General features: G+C 72.4%; 19 protein-coding genes. 3 read left to right on the plus strand and 16 right to left on the minus strand.

Annotation, left to right across the window (positions count from 1 at the left end; translation table 11 throughout):
- The 4 genes from JF597_RS27580 to JF597_RS27595 all read right to left on the minus strand — a co-directional run.
- Positions 1–253 (minus strand): zf-TFIIB domain-containing protein (locus JF597_RS27580; protein ID WP_294001437.1); only part of this gene is annotated, 253 nt, incomplete at its 3' end.
- 121 nt (positions 254–374) lie between these two features.
- A complete protein-coding gene (locus tag JF597_RS27585) occupies positions 375–1298 on the minus strand; it encodes a phosphotransferase (RefSeq protein ID WP_294001439.1) in 924 nt (307 codons plus the stop codon).
- Positions 1299–1751: 453 nt separating this feature from the next.
- On the minus strand, positions 1752–1928 hold the full coding sequence (locus JF597_RS27590; RefSeq protein WP_294001442.1) for a hypothetical protein: 177 nt from the start codon (positions 1926–1928) through the stop codon (positions 1752–1754).
- Between the two features lie 209 nt (positions 1929–2137).
- Complete coding sequence (locus JF597_RS27595) at positions 2138–2413, minus strand: hypothetical protein (protein WP_294001445.1); 276 nt, start codon at positions 2411–2413, stop codon at positions 2138–2140.
- A gap of 196 nt (positions 2414–2609) precedes the next feature.
- Here JF597_RS27595 and JF597_RS27600 point away from each other — a divergent pair, with 196 nt between their 5' ends.
- A complete protein-coding gene (locus tag JF597_RS27600) occupies positions 2610–3950 on the plus strand; it encodes a serine/threonine-protein kinase (RefSeq protein ID WP_294001566.1) in 1341 nt (446 codons plus the stop codon).
- Positions 3951–3959: 9 nt separating this feature from the next.
- Here the strand turns inward: JF597_RS27600 and JF597_RS27605 are convergent, their stop codons facing one another.
- From JF597_RS27605 to JF597_RS27645, 9 genes are all read right to left on the minus strand, one after another.
- Positions 3960–4778, minus strand: a complete 819-nt coding sequence (locus JF597_RS27605) for an RNA methyltransferase (protein ID WP_294001447.1) — start codon at positions 4776–4778, stop codon at positions 3960–3962.
- Positions 4779–4857: 79 nt separating this feature from the next.
- Entirely contained in the window at positions 4858–6090 is a 1233-nt protein-coding gene (cobA, locus tag JF597_RS27610; protein WP_294001450.1) for a uroporphyrinogen-III C-methyltransferase, read from the minus strand.
- 500 nt (positions 6091–6590) lie between these two features.
- Entirely contained in the window at positions 6591–10412 is a 3822-nt protein-coding gene (gene cobT, locus JF597_RS27615) for a nicotinate-nucleotide--dimethylbenzimidazole phosphoribosyltransferase (RefSeq protein ID WP_294001453.1), read from the minus strand.
- A gap of 345 nt (positions 10413–10757) precedes the next feature.
- The gene (gene cbiE, locus JF597_RS27620) at positions 10758–11984 is read right to left on the minus strand and encodes a precorrin-6y C5,15-methyltransferase (decarboxylating) subunit CbiE (protein WP_294001455.1); all 1227 of its coding nucleotides are present in this window, start codon (positions 11982–11984) and stop codon (positions 10758–10760) included.
- 114 nt (positions 11985–12098) lie between these two features.
- Complete coding sequence (locus JF597_RS27625) at positions 12099–12728, minus strand: GNAT family N-acetyltransferase (protein ID WP_294001458.1); 630 nt, start codon at positions 12726–12728, stop codon at positions 12099–12101.
- 160 nt (positions 12729–12888) lie between these two features.
- On the minus strand, positions 12889–13725 hold the full coding sequence (locus JF597_RS27630) for a MetQ/NlpA family ABC transporter substrate-binding protein (protein ID WP_294001461.1): 837 nt from the start codon (positions 13723–13725) through the stop codon (positions 12889–12891).
- Positions 13726–13796: 71 nt separating this feature from the next.
- A complete protein-coding gene (locus JF597_RS27635; RefSeq protein WP_294001569.1) occupies positions 13797–14507 on the minus strand; it encodes a methionine ABC transporter permease in 711 nt (236 codons plus the stop codon).
- A gap of 20 nt (positions 14508–14527) precedes the next feature.
- Positions 14528–15571, minus strand: a complete 1044-nt coding sequence (locus JF597_RS27640) for an ATP-binding cassette domain-containing protein (protein WP_294001463.1) — start codon at positions 15569–15571, stop codon at positions 14528–14530.
- A gap of 375 nt (positions 15572–15946) precedes the next feature.
- Entirely contained in the window at positions 15947–16594 is a 648-nt protein-coding gene (locus JF597_RS27645) for an HAD family hydrolase (protein WP_294001466.1), read from the minus strand.
- Between the two features lie 69 nt (positions 16595–16663).
- Between JF597_RS27645 and JF597_RS27650 the strand changes: the two genes are divergently transcribed.
- A complete protein-coding gene (locus JF597_RS27650) occupies positions 16664–17023 on the plus strand; it encodes a hypothetical protein (RefSeq protein WP_294001468.1) in 360 nt (119 codons plus the stop codon).
- Between the two features lies 1 nt (position 17024).
- Positions 17025–17444 carry a hypothetical protein gene (locus tag JF597_RS27655; RefSeq protein WP_294001470.1) on the plus strand — a complete coding sequence of 140 codons (420 nt, stop codon included), beginning with the start codon at positions 17025–17027 and terminating at the stop codon, positions 17442–17444.
- Between the two features lie 115 nt (positions 17445–17559).
- Here JF597_RS27655 and JF597_RS27660 read toward each other — a convergent pair whose 3' ends face one another.
- The 3 genes from JF597_RS27660 to JF597_RS27670 all read right to left on the minus strand — a co-directional run bounded on the left by JF597_RS27660 (position 17560) and on the right by JF597_RS27670 (position 19867).
- Positions 17560–18057, minus strand: a complete 498-nt coding sequence (locus JF597_RS27660) for a GNAT family N-acetyltransferase (RefSeq protein ID WP_294001473.1) — start codon at positions 18055–18057, stop codon at positions 17560–17562.
- A 44-nt stretch (positions 18058–18101) separates the two neighbouring features.
- Entirely contained in the window at positions 18102–18608 is a 507-nt protein-coding gene (locus tag JF597_RS27665) for a sigma-70 family RNA polymerase sigma factor (protein WP_294001476.1), read from the minus strand.
- A 74-nt stretch (positions 18609–18682) separates the two neighbouring features.
- A complete protein-coding gene (locus JF597_RS27670) occupies positions 18683–19867 on the minus strand; it encodes a glycerophosphodiester phosphodiesterase (protein WP_294001478.1) in 1185 nt (394 codons plus the stop codon).
- Between the last annotated feature and the right edge of the window lie 240 nt (positions 19868–20107).

The following is a 20107-nucleotide window of genomic DNA, read 5'->3' on the forward strand; positions in this document are numbered from 1 at the left end:
CGCCGTAGTGCCCGCCGTGACCGCCACCGTGGTGACCGCCACCGTGCGGGGCGCCCCAGGCCGGCGCGGGCGGGGCCGGGTACGCCTGTGGAGCCGGCGGCGGCACGGGCTTGGACCACTGCGCCTCCAGCTGGGTCAGCGCCTCCAGCTCGCCGTAGTCGAGGAAGATGCCCCGGCAACCGCTGCACTGCTCGATCTGGACGCCGTTGCGGTTGTAGGTGTGCATCGGCGCATGGCACTTCGGACACTGCATGGTCGGCTCAACTCCTCGCCGGTAAAAACTGCTTCACGTTCTTCCAGGACAGACTCCGTCCGACCCTGGCCGGTTGCAGCCTACTTCGGGAAATCGTGCGCCAACCGGGCCGGACGGAGGGTCATTCCGGTGCCATTCGGGCGCAGGCGTCGATCAGGGACTGCTCCACCGTGTCCAGGGGGCGATCCGCGGCGATCGCCTTCGCGAGGTAGCGCGCGCCGGTCTGGACGGTGAGGGCGCGGGCCGGGACGTCCAGGGCGGCCCAGGGGTCGCCGTCCTGCGGTACGGCCGGGCCGCCGGCCGCGCGGTAGGCGCCGAGGAAGCGGGACCACTCGTCGGGCGGAAGAAGGCCGCAGGCGTACCAGGCCGCGGGGCGGGCGAGGTCCCAGGCGGGGTCGCCGACACCGAGATCGTCCACGTCGATGAGCCGCCACGGGCCGTCCGGCGCCGGATACCGGACCAGCTGGCCCAGGTGCAGGTCACCGTGGCACAGGGTGCGGGGGCGGTCCGGCACGGGTGCCTCGGCGCGGGCCCAGGGGGGCAGGGCGGACCAGGCACGGAGGACGGGTGCGGCGGCGGGGTGGGCGCCCGTGGCGGCGAGGGCTTCCCCGAGCCGGGCCATGGCGTGGGCAGCCTTGGCGGGGCCGCGCATCGGGGGCGCGGCGGCGGTGGGCGGGGTGCGGTGGAGCAGGGCGAGGAGGGTGGCGGCGGCTTCCCAGGGGGCCTCCTCCGGGGCGTCGGGGTCCAGGGGGGCGCCGTACGGCCAGAGGGTGACGGGACGGTCGCCGACGAAGGCGGCGGGGGCCGGGGCGAGGGGCGGGAGGAAGACGTCGGGGAGGCCGGTGGCGATGGCCAGGCGGAGAGTCAGGGCGGTGGGGTCGGTGTCGGGGGCGTGGGCCTTGGCGACGGTTGCCGCGTGGCGGAGGACCGTGGTGTCGGGGCGGTGGGCGAGGGTGGTGGTGCCGCAGGCGCACGGGGACGTCGGGCCCGGGTGAGCGGCAGCTCTGATCCTGGCGGTCAGCTGGGGCAGTACGTCTGCGGTCATCGGGTCCCCCGGGTCTGCGGCTGTGCTGGGGTGAGGGTACGTGGGTGCGGTGGGCCGGGGTTCACCTGCGGCCGGGGTGGGGGCTGGGGTACCGGCGTGTCGCTCGCCCGCGCCTGCGGGGTGCCTCCCCCAGCCTTCGGCCGGAGGGGACCCCAGCACCCACCCGTGCCGCCCCGCGGCACGACTGCCCGCAGCTATGTATGTAGGACACGGCTGGGCAGCGCCCGTAAGGGGCGCTGGGGGTACCCCGGCCGAAGGCTGGGGGAGGAACTGCGCGATCAGCCCCCAGCCGCCCGCAGTCGACGACGCACGCCGCCGCCCCGCAGAAAAAGCAATGCCGGCGCAGCTCCCCAGCTGCGCCGGCATTTTGCCGTCCGCCGCACCCCCGTCCCCACGGGGTTTCATGGGTGGATGTCCCCGCCCGGACCGCTCTTCCGGGCCTGGGGTCGCCGCTCAGCGCCCCAGCATCACTCCCACGGACGACGCCTGTGTGGCCACTGTCTCCCAGCCGTCGAAGACGACGAGGAGCAGGACCGCCAGGGGAAGGGCCATCAGCGTCGCCACCAGTGGGTGGCGGCGGCCCTGTCGGCGGGGGCGGCTGGTGTGTGTCCGCTGTGCCGTAAGGGCCATGGTCCCTCTCCTGACCGTGCTCAGTTGTCGTTGGCAGCGGCGGGTGTCTGACCTCGGGGGACGAGTGCTGCACCCGCCGCTTGACCTCAAATCTAGGCGCGTGCCACCTCGCGGACGTCATGCCCTCGTACCGAATCGCGGGCCTCCGAGAGGATGAGCCGTGACCTGCGGTCTACTCCCCTGGGTGGAGACGGGTCCTACGTCTCGTCCTACCCCTCAGGGTCTTCCCGGAGGGGGTGCCCGGTCCTGCCCGGTTTTTCCGAGCTGTCCTCGCGGGGCACCGGCTGCTCCACGAGAGCCAGGACCCGGGTCGCCATGAAACGGGCGGTCCGGACGACGGCCCCGTTGCGCGTGACTTCGCTCACTTCCACCACCCCCCGTCGTACCGCCGTCTCCACCCGGCGCCCCGCCCTGCTCGCCACCACCTCGTACGTACGGGTCGTGTCGCCGGCGTCCACGACTATCTCCACGCGGTCACCCTTCACAGCATCAATCCCCCTTCTGTGACGGCTTGTTGGAGCAGACGGGTACTCAAAGGCGCCGATAACGGCGCCTTCCTGACCACTCCTCAAGTCTCGCACCCGGCACTGACAATCCATCGGGCCGAGAGGGCGCGGCCTCTGCGCACGGGCGGCCCGGTAAACGTAAGCTGTGCCACGTCAGACGGACCGGGCAGCGGGGATGAACATGGCGATGATGCGCCTGAGGCGCGAGGACCCGCGCGTCGTCGGCTCGTTCAGGCTTCACAGAAGGCTCGGCGCCGGCGGGATGGGTGTGGTCTACCTCGGCTCCGACAAGAAGGGGCAGCGGGTCGCGCTGAAGGTGATCCGGCCCGATCTGGCGGAGGACCAGGAGTTCCGGTCCCGCTTCGCCCGTGAGGTCTCGGCGGCCCGGCGGATCAGGGGCGGCTGCACCGCGCGGCTGGTCGCGGCCGACCTGGAGGCCGAGCGGCCGTGGTTCGCCACCCAGTACGTGCCCGGCCCTTCGCTCCACGACAAGGTCGCCGACGACGGCCCGCTCGGCGCGGCGGACGCGGCGGCGGTCGGCGCGGCGCTCTCCGAGGGCCTGGTCGCCGTGCACGAGGCCGGGGTCGTGCACCGGGATCTCAAGCCGTCGAACATCCTGCTGTCCCCGAAGGGGCCGCGGATCATCGACTTCGGCATCGCCTGGGCCACCGGGGCCTCCACCCTCACGCACGTCGGTACGGCGGTGGGCTCCCCCGGGTTCCTCGCGCCCGAGCAGGTGCGCGGGGCGGCGGTCACCCCGGCCACGGACGTCTTCTCGCTCGGCGCGACCCTCGCCTACGCCTCGACCGGCGACTCGCCCTTCGGACACGGCAGTTCCGAGGTGATGCTCTACCGGGTCGTCCACGAGGAGCCGCAGCTGCACGGCGTACCGGACGCGCTCGCACCGCTGGTGCGGGCCTGCCTGGCCAAGGACCCGGAGGAGCGGCCGAGCACGCTCCAGCTGTCGCTCCGGCTGAAGGAGATCGCCGCGCGCGAGGCGCAGGGGCTGGCCGACGTACGGCCGCCGGCGCCGCGTGCCGCGGAGGCGGACCGGCCGACCGGGCGGCTCGCCGACACCTACTCGACCTACCCGGATCCGCAGCGCACCCAGCGCCGGCCGCAGTCCTCGTCGGGTGCGTCGGGCGCGCCGGTGCGGGGCAACGCTCCCTCGCGCGGCGGCAGCGGTCCGCGCCAGGCCGGCGGTGTGCCGTCGCGGCCGAACGGCGCGCGCCCCACGCCCGCCCCGCGCGGCAACGGCACCCGGCCCGGGAACGGGACCGGCAACCGGCCCGCGTCGCGCGGTGGCAACGGGCGTCCGGCGCCGCGTCCCACCGGTACCGGACGGCGGCCGGCCAATCCCCGGCTGCTGCGCCAGCGGCTGTTCGTGTTCGTCGTGGTGACCCTGCTGGTGGCGCTGGGGATCGCGCTGGCCCAGGGCTGCTCAGGACCGGCGCACGGAATGGGCGTGCCCGGTACCGGTGCCGTACCGGCGAAGGCCATGGCCCTCAGGGAGTAGCGGGCCCGGCTACACCTCGGGGCGGCCGGCGGTCACCGCGTAGAAGGCGACTGCGGCCGCCGCGCCCACGTTCAGGGAGTCGACGCCGTGGGACATCGGGATGCGCACCCATTCGTCGGCGGCGACCAGGGCCTGGGTGGAGAGGCCGTCGCCCTCCGCGCCGAGCATCAGGGCGACCCTGTCCATCCGGTGCGGGGCGGCCTCGTCCAGACTGCGGGCCTTCTCGTCCGGGGTGAGGGCGAGCAGCGTGAACCCGGCCTCGCGGACCGAGTCCAGCCCCTTGGGCCAGGTGTCGAGACGGGCGTACGGCACCGAGAAGACGGCGCCCATCGAGACCTTCACGCTGCGCCGGTAGAGCGGGTCGGCGCAGTCCGGGGACAGCAGCACCGCGTCCATGCCGAGGGCGGCCGCCGAGCGGAAGATCGCGCCGATGTTGGTGTGGTCGTTGACCGACTCCATGACGACGACCCGGCGGGTGGTGCGCAGCAGTTCGGCCGCCGTCGGCAGCGGCTTGCGCTGCATGGAGGCGAGGGCGCCGCGGTGCACGTGGTAGCCGGTGACCTTCTCGGCGAGGTCCGGGCTGACCGCGTAGACGGGGGCCGGGAGTTCGTCTATGACGTCGCGCATGACGTCGACCCACTTGGCGGACAGCAGCATGGAACGCATCTCGTAGCCCGCGTCCTTCGCCCTGCGGATGACCTTCTCGCCCTCGGCGATGAACAGGCCCTCGGCCGGTTCGCGCTTGCGGCGCAACTCGACGTCGGTCAGGCCTGTGTAGTCACGGAGGCGGGGGTCGTCGGGATCCTCAACGGTGATGAGATCGGCCACAGGGTGATACTGCCTTGTCCTGGGTGGGGTGCCAATGGTCTGGAGCGGGTTGTGTTACCCGGGGTTACGCCGGCGCCCTTCAGGGCGCCGTCGGCGGGCCGACGTTCACGACCTCGCCGATCACGATGACCGCGGGGGGCTTCACTTCCTCCGTGCGGACGACGTCCGCCACCGTGGCGAGGGTCGCGTCGACCCGGCGTTGAGCGGCCGTCGTGCCTTCCTGGACCAGAGCGACCGGGGTGTCCGGGGACTTCCCGTGCGCGACCAGCGTCTCGGCGATCTTCCCGATCTTGTCGACGCCCATGAGGACGACGAGGGTCCCGGTGAGCTTGGCGAGGGACGGCCAGTCGGCCAGCGAGCGCTCGTCGTCCGGCGCGACATGACCGCTGACCACCGTGAACTCGTGGGCGACACCCCGGTGGGTGACCGGGATGCCGGCGGCGGACGGCACGGAGATCGAGCTGGAGATGCCGGGGACGACCGTGCAGGGGATCCCGGCCTCGGCGAGCGCCTGGACCTCCTCCATGCCGCGGCCGAAGACGTAGGGGTCGCCGCCCTTCAGCCGGACGACCGACTTGCCCTGCTTCGCGTGCTCGATCAGGGCGCTGTTGATGGCCTCCTGGGCCATGTAGCGGCCGTAGGGGATCTTCGCGGCGTCGATCACCTCGACGTGCGGCGGGAGTTCGGCGAGGAGGTCGCGGGGGCCGAGGCGGTCGGCGATGACGACGTCGGCGGCCGCGAGCAGGCGGCGGCCGCGGACCGTGATCAGGTCGGGGTCGCCGGGGCCGCCGCCGACCAGGGCGACGCCGGGGGTGCGGGTGCGGTGGTGGGGGGCGACGAGGGTGCCGTCGCGCAGGCCCTCGACGACGGCGTCCCTGATGGCGGCGGTGTGGCGGGGGTCGCGGCCGCGCGCGTCGGTGGTGAGGACGGCGACCGTGACGCCCTCGCTGTGGCCGGTCGCCGGGGTCCAGGCGGTGGCCTGGTCGGCGTCGTCGGAGCGCACGCACCAGACGCGGTGGCGCTCCGCCTCGGCGGAGGCGGCGGTGTTGGCGGCGGGGTCGCTGGTGGCGATCAGCGCGTACCAGGCTTCGCCGAGGTCGCCGTCCTGGTAGGGGCGCCTGGTCCAGGTGATCTCGCCGGCGTCGGCCATCGCCTCGACGGAGGGGGTGGCTTCCGGGGACACGAGGGTGATGTCTGCGCCGGCCGCGATGAGGGCGGGGAGGCGGCGCTGGGCCACCTGGCCGCCGCCGAGGACGACCACGCGGCGGCCGGAAAGGCGGAGGCCTACGGGGTAGGCGGGGTGTTCGGCCATGCGGTGCGGCTCCTCTTTCGGCGGCGGTGCGGTAGCCCTGACGTGCAGATTTTACGGGGCGGGGGTTTCGGTCGGCTGGGGTGTCCGGTGGCTGGGCTGCGTGGCCGGGTGCACGGCGGTGGGTGGTTGTGCCCACCCGTTCCGCCCTGCGGAACGCCTGCCCACAACCACCGGTCGGCCGACAGGGAGCCCGGCGCAGCCGTCCCGTAGCAGCCCAAGGCCCACAGCCGACAGCCGACAGCCAGCCATGCGCAACGGCGCAGGCGGTTCACAGCTACCGGCCGCCGGCCCACCAGCGTCCAGCCACCGGCATCCGGCCTCCCGACCACGGCCAACAGCATCGGCACCCGGCACCCGCCTCGGCAACCGATGCCGGTAACCGGCGTCGGCAACCGGCCACAGCCACCAGCCTCGGCAACCAGTAACGGGTGCCAGCAACCGGCGTCGGCACCCTACGGCAGGCCACCAGCCAGGGCTGCAGGAACGCGGTATCGCGGTTCCTACTTCTCCGTCACGCCCGCCGAATCGAACGTGGCCACCTCGTGCATGGCCCTCGCCGTGCTCTGGACCAGGGGAAGCGCGAGCAGGGCGCCCGTGCCCTCGCCGAGGCGGAGGTCGAGGTCGACGAGGGGGCGCAGGCCCAGTTTGTTCAGGGCTGCCACGTGGCCCGGTTCCGCGCTGCGGTGGCCGGCGATGCAGGCGGCCAGGACCTCGGGGGCGATGGCGCGGGCCACGAGGGCGGCGGCGCCCGCGCTGACGCCGTCGAGGATCACCGGCGTACGCAGGGACGCGCCGCCCAGCAGCAGCCCCACCATCGCGGCGTGTTCGAAGCCGCCGATCGCGGCCAGGACCCCGATCGGGTCGGCCGGGTCCGGCTGGTGGAGTTCCAGGGCGCGGCGGACCACCTCGGTCTTGCGGGCGAGGGTCTCGTCGTTGATGCCGGTGCCGCGGCCGGTGACCTCGGCGGGGTCGGCGCCCGTGAAGACGGAGATCAGAGCCGCGGACGCGGTCGTGTTCGCGATGCCCATCTCGCCGGTGAGCAGCGCCTTGTTGCCCGCAGCCACCAGGTCGCGGGCCGTCTCGATGCCCACCTCGATGGCCTGCTTGGCCTCCTCGCGGGTCATCGCGGGGCCGGTCGTCATGTCGGAGGTGCCCGCGCGGACCTTGCGGGGCAGCAGGCCCGGCGTGGCGGGCAGCTCGGCCGCGACACCGACGTCGACCACGCAGACCTCGGCGCCCACCTGGCTCGCGAACGCGTTGCAGACCGCTCCCCCGCCGAGGAAGTTGGCCACCATCTGGGCGGTGACCTCCTGCGGCCAGGGAGTGACGCCCTGGGCGTGCACCCCGTGGTCGCCCGCGAAGATCGCGACGGCCGCGGGCTCCGGGATCGGCGGCGGGCACTGCCGGGACAGACCGGAGAGCTGGGCGGAGATGATCTCCAGCATGCCGAGCGCACCGGCCGGCTTGGTCATCCGCTTCTGCCGCTCCCAGGCCTCGCCGAGCGCCTTGGCGTCCAGAGGGCGGACGCTGGCGACGGTTTCGGCGAGCAGGTCGTGCGGGTCCTCGCCGGGCAGCGCGCGGCGGCCGTACGTCTCCTCGTGGACGACCCACGACAGCGGGCGGCGCTTGGACCAGCCGGCCTGCATCAGCTCGGGCTCGTCCGGGAACTCGTCGACGTACCCGACGCACAGGTACGCGATGACTTCGAGGTGCTCCGGCAGCCCGAGGGCGCGGACCATCTCGCGCTCGTCGAAGAAGCTGACCCAGCCGACGCCGAGGCCCTCGGCACGCGCGGCGAGCCAGAGGTTCTCGACGGCGAGGGCGGCGGAGTAGGGCGCCATCTGCGGCTGGGTGTGCCGGCCGAGGGTGTGGCGGCCGCCGCGCGTCGGGTCGGCGGTGACGACGATGTTCACCGGGGTGTCGAGGATGGCCTCGATCTTCAGTTCCTTGAACTGCTTCGCGCGGCCCTTGGGAAGGGACTTGGCGTAGGCGTCGCGCTGCCGCATGGCCAGTTCGTGCATCGAGCGGCGGGTGTCGGCCGAGCGGATGACGACGAAGTCCCAGGGCTGGGAGTGGCCGACGGAGGGCGCGGTGTGCGCGGCCTCCAGGACGCGCAGCAGCACCTCGTGCGGGATGGGGTCACTGCGGAAGCCGTTGCGGATGTCACGGCGCTCGCGCATGACCTTGAGGACGGCTTCGCGTTCGGCGTCGTCGTAGGCGGGCGCGGCCGGGCCGGTGGACTGACGTGCTTCTGCCACGGGGGCCGTGCTCTCTTCCTGGTCGGCGGCCCTGGTGTCCAGGTCCTCCGCTTGCTGTACGACATCGGGGTGCTCCGGCAGCGGAGCGGGTTCGGCTTCACGGGGCGCGGGGACCGTCGCGGCCTGTTGGGGCACGGACGGTCCGCCCTGGTCCTGGGCGGGCAGGACCAGCGGGTGGGGCGGGGTGGGGGCGAGATGCGGGGTGGTCGGCACCTGGCCGTCGACGGGGACGAACTCACCCAGCCGGTGGTCCGCGGCGGGTTGGCCCGGGACGGCGGCCGCCGGGGCCTCCCCGGGGGTGAAAGCCGGGCCCTGGGTCTGCGGGCCGGCGAGGGGGACCTCTACCGGCTGGGCGGGCTCGGCGGGGAGTGCCTCGGGGGCCTCGGCCGTCGGCGGTGCGACAGCCGCCGGTACGTCGGCCTCGGTGGGCGGGGCGACCTGCTCGGCGTCCGGGACGACCGGCGCGAGGGGCTCCGCCGGCTCCGCCGGCTGGGGCGGCTGCGGGGCCTCGGTGGCGGCGATGGGCGCGGGGGCTGCCGGGGCGGATTCCTCGGCGGCGGCCTCCTCCGTCTGCACCGGCACGGCGGGCTCGGGCAGGCCGGGCTCGGCCGCGACGTCCTCCGGCGCCGGAACGGACCCGGGCGCAGCGATCTCCGCCACGACACCTTCCGGTACGACACCTTCCGGCGCAGCACCTTCCGGCCAGGCAACTTCTGCCACCACGGCTTCCGGTACTACGGCTTCCGGTACCACTGCGTCCGGTACCACTGCGTCCGGCACGGCGGCTTCCGCCATGACGGCTTCCGGCGCCGGGCCGCTCGGCTCGGGCGCCACGAGTTCCGTGGCCTGCTCCACCCCGACCGGTGCCACGACCTGCTGCTCCGGCGCGGCCGCCATGGCCTCCGCGACCGGCTCCGGCTCCGCGAGCGGGTGAGCGGTCTCCTCCGGTACCGGCGGGGTACCGCCGCCCGCTGTCGCGTCGGCGCCGGCCACCTGCGCGGTCTCCGCACTCACCACGCCCGCCTGAGCCGGCTGCGGCGGTACCGCGTCCGGCCCCTGCGGAGCCTCGGCCATCCCCGGAGCGTCCGGGAACTGCGGGGCCTGCGTCTCCTGAGCAACCTCCGGTGCCTGCACGGCCTGCGGCGCCACCGGCTCGGTCGCCGGCGCGGGAACACCTGCGTCGACCGGCTGGACGGCGCCCTGCGGACCGTACGCGTTCTCGGGCTGCGCGCCGACGCCGGCCGGCTGCACCTGCGGCTCGCCCGCCGTGCCCGTGGCCACGGCCGCCGTGGCGAGGCGGGCGACGGCCGCCTGCGCGGCACCGGCCGGGTCGAGCACGGGCTGCGGCTGCGGCTCGGCTTCCGGGACCACGGGCACCGCGGCCGCGACGGGAGCCGCGACAGTGGCCGTAGCCGTCTCCGCAGCCGTGCCGACCGGGGCAACCGTTTCGGCAGCCGGGGCCTGTGCGGCCACCTGTGCCACCGGAGCGGCCTGCGGTGCCGTCTGCGGCACGGCCTGCTGCGGCACGGCCTGCGGCGCACCCCAGGGCGCGGCGGACTGCGGTACCGCCTCGTGCAGCGGCTGGACGTCGAGGTACTCGGGACCGGCCGCCGGCGCACCCGGCTGCCGTACCGGTGCGCCGGCCGGGCCGCGGTCGGCGAGCGAGCGGACCGGGCTGGCGGAGGCGTCGGGGATCGGCGGGCCGAGGTGCAGCGGGCGGCGCGGGGCCGGGGCGGCCGCCGGGTCGTGCGGCACGGAGAGGATCGGGGACGCCGGTACCGAGTTGGGCAGCCGGACCGCGCTCAGGTCGACCGAGCCGCTGTCCCGGCCGGCCGTCTCGTGCGGGCCGGGTTCGTGGACGGTCTCGACGACCGGCTCCGGTGCCGGCGGTGGCACTTCGTTGCCCCAGGCGCCCTGGGCGCCGGGGAGCAGCAGGTCCTCTTCGTCCTCGGCAGGCGACTCGGAGAGGTAGGTGTACGCACCGTGCGCGGCAACGCCCGGCTGCTCCACCATGCCTGCACTCTCCGGCAGTCCCTCGCCCGGGACCTGGCCGGTGTCCGTCATGCGTACCCCTCGCCCATCGGTTAGTGCCTTCTACGACCAGCTCGCCCGGGGCGGCGCACCGACCGCCCCTGCAGTGAAGAACGAGCGTGCGTGCCCAGCGGCACGAACGACCCGCCGGAAAAGGCGACAAAGCCATTCAGTGGCATTGTCCCGGCCGTTCGACCGTCGCGACAGCGTGATCCGCGACAGCCCGCTGTGGACTGCGCCACGTTGCGCGTCCCCGGTTCTGCCGTACCACACCCGCCCCAAAAGGAGCGTGTTTTCCGGACATTGACGAACAGATTTCCGGGCCACCGGTGCGGTGCAGCGATCGGCCAGCCTACCGCGCGCAGTATGACAACAGGATCACGGGGCGCGCTCGGGGAGAACACCACTGAGCAGGAACGCGACGCTCCGCTCGGTCTCCGTCCAGGCCCTGGTGTCGAGTTCGACGGACTGCAGCAGGGCGCACTCCACCTGGTATCCGTGCTCGGTCAGGTCGCGGCCGACGAGTTCGGCCGCGTCGCGGGTGGCGGCGTGGGTGACGATGCGCTGCGGGCGGCGGTCGGCGACCGCGTTGACCACGGCCGCTCCCCCGCCGCCGACCCGGACGACGTCGGGTTCGGGCAGGTTCTCCAGCACGTGGGGCGCGCCGCCGTGCACGATCTGGAGCAGGACGCCGAACCTCCGGGCGGCCGTCTCGCTGCGCACGCAGGCCGCGAGGTCCCGGTCGACGGCGATGACTGCCGCTCCGGCGCGCGCTGCCTCCGTGGCGAACGCACCGCTGCCGCAGCCGATGTCCCAGACCAGGTCTCCGACCCGGGGTCCCAGCCGGGCGAGTTGGGCGGCCCGCAGCAGATCCGTTTCCCCTTCGCCGAGCGGGGCTCCGTCGCCGTACTCCGCGTCGGGCAGCACCCAACCGCGCGGGCCGGCCGCCGGATCGCGGCCGGCGATCCAGCCGCCGCCCTCGGGTACCGTCACCGCTCCGGTCGTGCCGCCGATGACGATGACGACGTTGGGGTCGCGCCAGGCGTGGTCGGCGGCCTTGTCGGAGGTGACGACGTGCACCTGTTCGCGTTCGGTGCCGAGTTCCTCACAGATGACGAAGGTGCGGTGCACGCCCTCCATCAGCAGGCCGAGTTCGGCGGGTCCGGCGCCTGGTGAGGTGAGGACGGCGACCTTGGTGTGGGCGCGGCACACATTCACCGCGCGTCGCAGGGTGCGCCGGTGTGCGACCACCACCTGTGCGTCGTCCCAGGGCATTCCGGCTCGTGCGAAGGCGGCGGCCACCGAGGAAACCGCGGGGACGACCTCGACCTCCAGGCCGAACTCGGGTGCGCGCAGGGTCCGTACGACGCCGAAGAAGCCGGGGTCGCCGTCGGCGAGCACCACGGCGGTGCCGCGGTGGCCGGCGATGCGGCGGGCCGCGAGGGCCACGCTGCCGAGACGGATGCGTTCCGCGCCGGGCGGCACCTCGGGGAGGGCTAGATGGTGGGCGGCGCCCGCAACGAGCGTGGCGGCGCCGAGCGCGCCGCGTCCCGCGGCGGTCAGGGGCGAGCCGTCCCAGCCGATCACCGTGACCCGGTCGGCCATCGTCGTCAGTCTCCAGGGTTCTCGCAGGTCGTCAGGGTCCGGGCCCGGAGGGCGGGCTCCCTGAGAGTACCTGGTGGAGGTGTACGGCACGCGACGGGGCGAGACCCGCCGCCGTCAGTTCCAGGACGTGAAACCGTCGCTTCCGGCGAGTTCCTCACCCGCGCCCTCCAGGTCCTCCGGGAGCAGGCTCCACACGATGTAGTCGCTGCGCACGTCCGCCCAGGTGCCGTCCTCGGTGCGGACGCGGACTATGCAGGCGTTGCGCAGCACGCCCTCGCTGATACAGCCGATCTTCTGTGCCACCTGCTGCGCGGCGGCGTTGTCGGCGGCGGTGCGCAGTTCGACGCGCTCCAGCTTCTGGTCGCCGAGCAGCCACTGGGCGGTGGCGAGCGCGGCCTCGGAGGCGTAGCCCTCGCCGCGGGCCCAGGGGGCGATGATGTACGACAACCCGGTCGACCGGATGTGCCAGTTGGTCCTGGCGAGCCGGACGACGCCGACCAGTCGCTGGGTCAGGAACTCGGTGACGGCGAGGTCGAGGCCCCGGCCGGCGAGCCGCTCGGCCGGGGCGTGCTCGGTGATCCAGCGCCGGGCGGCGTCCTCGCTGTACGGCTGCGGGACGCTGGTCCAGGCCGCCACCTGCTCGTCGTTCATCATCTCGGCCAGCGCGGGCACGTCGTCCTCGTCGAGGGGACGCAGCACCAACCGCTCCGTGCTGATGGAGATGTTGGGGAAGGTGCTAGTCATGCGCCGCTCCGTAACCTTCGGAAATCCTTCAGGGCCTGCGAACTGCCCAGCATGCAGCATGAAACCACTGAACCGCACGACGGGGGTCCACCCGTGGTGACCGAGTGGACCCCGTGCGTGGCGATACGCCGTATACGTGCCGCCGGAAGGACGGGACGGCTCAGAAGGACGGGATGACCGAGCCCTGGTACTTGTCCTCGATGAACTTCTTCACCTCGGGCGAGGTGAGGAGCTTGGCGAGCTTCTTCACCCGCGGGTCCTTCTCGTTGCCCTTCTTCACCGCGAGGAAGTTGCCGTACGGGCTGTCCTTCGCGGACTCCAGGACGAGAGCGTCCGCGGCGGGCTTGATGCCGGCCGAGATGGCGTAGTTGCCGTTGATGACCGCGGCGTCCACGTCGTCCAGGGAGCGCGCGGTCTGGGCCGCCTCGACCTCCTTGAACTTGAGGTTCTTCGGGTTCTTGGCGATGTCCTGCGGGGTCGCCTCGCTGCCGGCGCCGGCCTTGAGGGTGATGAGGTCGTTGGCGGCCAGCAGCTTGAGGGCGCGCGCCTCGTTGACGGCGTCGTTGGGGACGGCGATCGTCGCACCGCTCTTCAGCGCGTCGGCGCTCTTGACCTTGTGGGAGTAGAGGCCGAGCGGTTCCAGGTGCACCGTGACGACGGGCACGATGTGGGTGCCGCGCTTCTCGTTGAAGTCGTCGAGGTACGGCTTGTTCTGGAAGTAGTTGGCGTCCACCGAGCCGTCCTCGGTCGCCGTGTTCGGCGTGATGTAGTCGGTGAACTCCTTGACCTCCAGGTCGAGTCCGGCCTTCTTCGCCAGGTTGTCCTTGATGTAGTCGAGGATCTCGGCGTGCGGGGTCGGGCTGGCGGCGACGACCAGCGGCCCGCTGTAGTCGCCGGAGCCGGAGGCGGAGCCCTTGTCCGAGCCGCAGGCGGTGAGCCCGAAGGTGAGGGCTCCGGCGGCGAGGACGGCGGTGGTGAGCTTGGCGGTGTTACGCACGAAAAGTGCCTTTCCTTAAGGGTGGAGCGACCCCGCGGTGGGTGGTGCGGGGAGTGCTGGGGAGGGTCGGCTCAGACGGTCTTGCTCGTCGCGGTGGACGCCTTGAGCAGCCGGAGCCTCGGCACCGGGCCCGACTGACCGCCCCGGCGGTGCAGCGAGCGGGCCGCATAGTCGCCGGCGAACTGGATGACCGAGATGACGACGGCGAGGATGGCGACCGTGATCCACATCAGCTCGGTCTCGAACCGCTGGTAGCCGTAGCGGATGGCGATGTCGCCGAGCCCGCCGGCGCCGACCGTGCCGGCCATGGCGGAGTAGCCGATGAGCGCGACGATCGTGGTCGTGGTGGAGGAGATGAGCGAGGGCAGCGACTCGGGTACGAGGACCTTGCGTACGACGGTCCAGGTGTTGCCGCCCATCGACTGCACGGCCTCCACGAGCCCGCCGTCCACTTCGCGGACAGCCGTCTCGACGAGACGCGCGAAGAACGGGATGGCGCCGATCGCGAGCGGCACGATGGCGGCCTCGCGGCCGATGGTCGTCCCGGTGATCCAGCGGGTGAAGTTCATCAGCGCGACCATCAGGATGATGAAGGGCATCGAGCGGGCGACGTTCACGATCTGCCCGATGACCTTGTTGGCCAGCACGTTCTGGAGCAGGCCGCCCCGGTCGGTCAGGACGAGCAGGACGCCGAGCGGAAGGCCGCCGACGACGGCGATCAGCGTGGACCAGCCGACCATGTAGAGCGTGTCCCAACACGCCTGGGACAGCAGCGGCTGCATCGCAGACCAATCGGTCCAGGTCACTTGGCACCGTCCTTCACCAGCGCGGGCTCCTGGCCCAGTACGTCGATCTGCAGGCCCTGCTCGCGCAGGAAGCCGATGGGCACCACGTTGTCCTCGTAGCGGCCGGGCAGTTCGATGCGCATCCGGCCGATCTGGAGGCCGCCGACGGTGTCGATGGCGGCGCCGAGGATCGATATGTCGATGTGGTACGTGCGGGAGAGCTGGGAGATGACCGGCTGGGTGGCGGCCTCGCCGTGGAAGGTGACGTCGAGGACGGTGCGGTCGTCGCCGGAGGCCTCGCCGCCGACCGGGAAGAGCGCGGCGGCCAGCTCGGAGCCGGGGGTCGCGAGCAGTTCGCTGACGGTGCCGTGCTCGACGATCCGCCCCCTCTCCATGAGGGCGGCCGAGTCGCAGACGGTCTTCACGACGTCCATCTCGTGCGTGATGAGCAGGACGGTCAGGCCCAGCTGCCGGTTCAGGTCGCGCAGCAGCTGGAGGATGGAGCGGGTGGTCTCCGGGTCGAGGGCGCTGGTGGCCTCGTCGGAGAGCAGCACCTTGGGGTCGCCGGCCAGGGCGCGGGCGATGCCGACGCGCTGCTTCTGGCCGCCGGAGAGCTGGGCCGGGTGGGCCTTGGCCTTGTCGGCGAGCCCGACCAGGTCGAGCAGGTCAAGTGCCTTGCGGGAACGTTCCTTCCCTGACTTTCCGAGGATTTCCAGCGGCAGCTCGACGTTGTCCTGGACCGTCCGCGAGGACAGCAGGTTGAAGTGCTGGAAGACCATGCCGATCCGGCTGCGCGCCTGCCGCAGTTCCCGGCCGGCCCGGGGACCGCGGCCGGCGAGGGCGGTGAGGTCCTGTCCGTCGACCGTGACGGTGCCGGTGGTGGGGCGTTCCAGCAGGTTGACGCAGCGGATGAGCGAGGACTTGCCGGCGCCGGACTGGCCGATGACGCCGTACACCTCGCCTTCGCGGACGTGCAGGTCGACGCCGTCGAGGGCGGTGACCTCCCGGCCGGGGGAACTGTGGGACCGATAGATTTTCGTCAGGCCCGTGGTGGTGATCACGTGGGTTTCCGTCACTGTTGAGTGCGCGGGCGTGGGTGTGCCCGGGCGCACGGGTGCGTTCGTTCAGGGACGCGGCACGGTTCTCGCAGGGGCGCTGAACCGGGGAGAACATGTGCGCGGGGGGCGGCTTGCGTCACGTACGGGCGTCGTGGCCTCGTACGGACATGCCACCGGTCTCGCTTCGGGGCGCGAGCTCTGGGGTGGTGCGGGGGCCCTCTAGAAGGCGCACATTCGACACATACAACGAGCACCGGGCGTCATGGTCGCCTCGGTCGCAGGGGTGCGGTCGCTCGTCGTGGTCATGTGATCAGTAAACCAGACCTACGGTCCTGACGGACCGCCGCTGTCCGCATGGTGGACAGCGGCGGACACCCTTCAGCCGCGCGGCGATATCTCGACACCGCGCTCGGTGACCAGCGCGGACAAGGCCGAGAGGTCCTTCACCACCAGGTCCGCGGCCAGCTCGTGCGCCTGGTGGGTTGTGGCCAACGCCACGGTGGTCATGCCGGCCGCGCGGCCCGCCTGAAGTCCGGCGGGGGCGTCCTCGAACACCACGCAGTGCGCCGGGTCGACACCGAGTTGCCGGGCGGCGAGGAGGTAGGGCTCGGGGTCGGGCTTGCCGCGGGTGATGTCGTCGGCGCAGACCAGCGTCTTCGGCCGGATCCCGACCGCCTCCAGGCGGGCCTCGGCCAGGCGGCGGGTGGCGGAGGTGACGACGGCCCAGCGGTCGGCGGGCAGGCAGTCGAGCAGGGCGGCGGTGCCGGGGAGCAGGTGGACGCCGCCGTTGGGGACGTCCTCCACCTCCAGCTGTTCGACCCGGGCGACGGCCTCCGGTACGAGGGCCGGCGGGAGCAGGTCGGCGACGATGTCCGCGGCGGGCCGTCCGTGCAGTTCGACGCGGGCGAACTCCTCGGTGACGCCGTACTCCGCCGCCCACCGGGTCCAGCAGCGGTCGACCGATGCGAGGGAGGAGACGAGGGTGCCGTCGTTGTCGAAAAGCAGGGCTTGTGCGTGGATCGTCATGGTCTAGACCCTACGGTGTACGGCAGGGGCGACGGCATCGGGCCGTTTCGGCCGTAATAAGGTCACCGCATGCTCAATGCCCTGCTGCTGGTGACCGGAGTCGCCGCGCTGCTGCTCGCCGCGTGGTGCGGCTGGGCGGCGTACCGGGACCAGCCGACGAAGGACTGGCACTTCATCGGGATGGCCGTGGTGACGGTGCTGGCGGTGATCCAGCTGATCGCCGGCATCGTGCTGCTGGCGCGGGGCGAGAAGCCGGACCAGGGGACGACGATCTTCGTCGCCTATCTGCTGGGCGCGTTCGCGTGCGTGCCGGCCGCGGGGTTCATGTCGCTCGCCGAGCGGACGCGGTGGGGTTCGGTGACGGTCGCCGCGGCCGGTGTGGTGCTGGCCGTGCTGGAGGTGCGGCTCTATGACATCTGGGGAGGGTGAGATGACGGCCGTGGAAGAGAGGCCGAAGCGGCTGACCAGTGGGCCGGGGACGCTGCTGGTGTGGTTCTACGGTGTGATGGTCGTGGGGGCGGTGTCGCGATCTGCTTACCAGATCGCGACGGAGTTCGACCGGGCGCCGCTCGCGTACTCGTTGTCCGCCGTTGCCGGGGTGGTGTACGCGTTCATCACGTACACGCTGGTGCGGGGCGGCGAGACGGCCCGCAGGGTGGCGCGGGTGTGCTGCGCCGCCGAACTCGCAGGGGTGTTGATCGTGGGTACGTGGACCGTGGTCGACGCGTCCGCGTTCCCGGATGCGACCGTGTGGTCGGACTACGGGATGGGGTACGTGTTCATTCCCGTGCTGTTGCCGATTTCTGCGTTGTACTGGTTGCGCAAGGGCGCCCAGGAGGAAGCGGCTTGAGGAACGTGCGCGACTGCGGGTAGTCCCTGGCTGGTCGCGCAGTTCCTCCCCCGGTCTTCGACCGGGGGTACCCCCAGCGCCCCTGAAGGGGCGCTTCAGTGAGGGCGGTGAAAAGCTAGGCCGTTGTCGCGTAGGTACTGGCCGCCTTTTCCAGGACGATCATCGGGACGCCGTCCGCGCCCTTCGAGGTGCCTACGGTTTCGTAGCCGACGCGGCGGTACAGGCGGAGGTTGCCCTCGCTGCGGTGGCCGGTGAAGAGGCGGAACCTCTTGGCGCCGCGCTGTTCGGCGAGGGCCTCCTCGGCCGCGCGGAGCAGGCGGGCGCCGATGCCGTGGCCCTGCAGGCGGGGGTGGACGCAGAGCTTGCCGATGGCGGCGGCGCCGTCCTCGGTGACCGAGCCGCGGACCGAGCCGACGACCTCCTCGCCGAGGCGGGCGACGAAGACGCAGTCGGTGGCGAGTTCCTGGCGGACCGAGTCGAGGCTCTGGACGAGCGGGTCGATGCGGTAGTTGCCGTACAGCGCTGCCTCACTCTGGAAGCACAGGTACTGGAGCCTGAAGATCTGCTCTGCATCCTGCTCGGTCGCCACCGAGATGGTCACGCTCATGCCCATGTGCGCACGCCTCCCGCTCACCTGATCGCCTGTCGTCCTCACTCCTATCCCCGCGCTTCGCGGGGCGCAACCTCCGGCGTCAACAATCGGCGCAGACAACCCAGACATCTGGAGCGTTCCGGGCCGAGGCTGCCCTGTGAGATACCCAACTCCCCCGCGATTTCCCGGTATGTCAGGTCCTTCGGGGAGAGCAGAGCCTGCACGAGGCGGGGGCAGCGGCCGGGGAGGCGGGCGACCGCCTCGCGCAGGGCGCGGTGCCGGGCGGTGATGAGGACACGTTGTTCGGGGGTGGGGGCGCCGGGGTCGGCGGGGTCGGTGGCGTAGGGGTGTTCCCGGCGGGCGGTACGCCGGGTGCGGCGGGACTCGGCGCGCACGGCACGGCGCAGCCAGTCCTCCGGAGCCCGGGGTGGGCCGTGGGTCTCCAGGCGCTCCAGGAGGCGGAGCCAGACGCTCTGCTCGAGGTCGCGGGGGTCGCTGCCGCAGGCATGCGCCTCGGCGGCGGCCTCCGCGGTGAGCAGCGGGTGCAGGGCGGCGACCAGGTCGTTCGTCATATGCGGAACGACGCGGCCGCCCCGGCACGGGTTGCCGGGGCGGCCGGGAGACACCCCGAACGGGGTGCGGGGGCTCAGCCGTTGACGAAGTCGGCGCGGGCCAGCAGGGCGGTGTCGGCGTTGTCGGTGAAGACGCCGTCGATGCCGGTCTCGAAGTACTTCTGGAAGACCGGGAAGACGTTGCCGTAGGCGTCCGCGGCGGAGCCGTTGCGGTAGGCCGGCGGCAGGAAGGGATTCTCGTTGCGCATGGTGTACGGGTGCAGGATCAGACCGACCTTGTGCGCGTCCGCGACGAGGGTGCTCGGCGTGGTGAAGTTGCCGTTCGCGTCCTTCGGGATGATCAGGTCGAGGGTCGGGCCGATGCCCTGCGCGTAGCCGGCGATCTCGCGCAGGCCCTTGGGCGTGATCAGGTCGGCGACGGTGCGCGGGTCACCGGTCGCGACGAAGTCGTAGGGCCGGGTGGTCGCGCCGGACAGCAGGACCACCAGCGGGTTGTCGACCAGTGTGTTCAGGCGCTGGATGCTGGTCGGCTCGAAGGACTGCAGGATGACGGGCGAGTTCCGCTTGTCCTTGCCGTACTTGCGCAGCAGTTTGGCGACGCGCTCCTCGAGGCCGAGGCCGAGGCGGCGGAAGTAGGTGGGGTGCTTGGTCTCGGGGTAGATCCAGACCTGCTTGCCGCGCTTGCGGGTCTGCTCGTCCTGCCACTTGAGGACTTCCTCGAAGGTGGGGATCTCCCAGCGGCCGTTGTAGACCGTGTTGTGCGGGCGGTTGGCCGGGATGCGCTCGATCGCGCGCAGCGTCTTCAGCTCGGCGAGCGTGAAGTCCTCGGTGAACCAGCCGGTGGTGGGGACGCCGTCCAGCGTCTTGGTGGTCTTGCGGTCGGCGAACTCGGGGTGGTCGGCGACGTTCGTGGTGCCGCCGATCTCCGGTTCGTGGCGGCAGACCAGGTGGCCGTCCCTGGTGGGGACGAGGTCGCCGGCCTCGACGACGTCGGCGCCGAGGTCGAGGGCGAGGTTGTAGGAGCCGAAGGTGTGCTCCGGACGGTAGCCGCTGGAGCCGCGGTGGCCGATGATCGTCGGCTTCGGCAGGCTCTTCAGGCCGCCGTTGCCGTGACCGGCCTGCCTGGCCTCGGCCGCTCTGGCCGCGCCGGGCAGTCCGAGGACCGCACCACCGGCGCCCAGCACCGCGGCACCGAGCAGCGCCCGCCGTCCGGTCGTGCCGTTCACCTGCGTCCGCTCGTTCGACTCGTCCGTGTTCATGAGCGCCCTCCTGACCTTCCGCCCTTCGATGCCGGCTGATCGTAGGACTGCACATGTGACCGAAGGGAGACCGCCGGCCCAACGGCCGGATGACGCCGTATGGCTGGTGGACGGCGTGTCATGACGGTCCGTCGGCGACATCCGTCACATCGTCGCGGGCTCGTTACAAGCCGACTCCCGGGTGTCACCGCAGGTAAACCAGCGTCAACAGTACGTAAGACCTCGGTGAACCGGCCGTAC

The sequence above is a fragment of the Streptomyces sp. genome, assembly GCF_019510245.1.
In the GTDB taxonomy this organism is placed as follows: Bacteria; Actinomycetota; Actinomycetes; order Streptomycetales; family Streptomycetaceae; genus Streptomyces.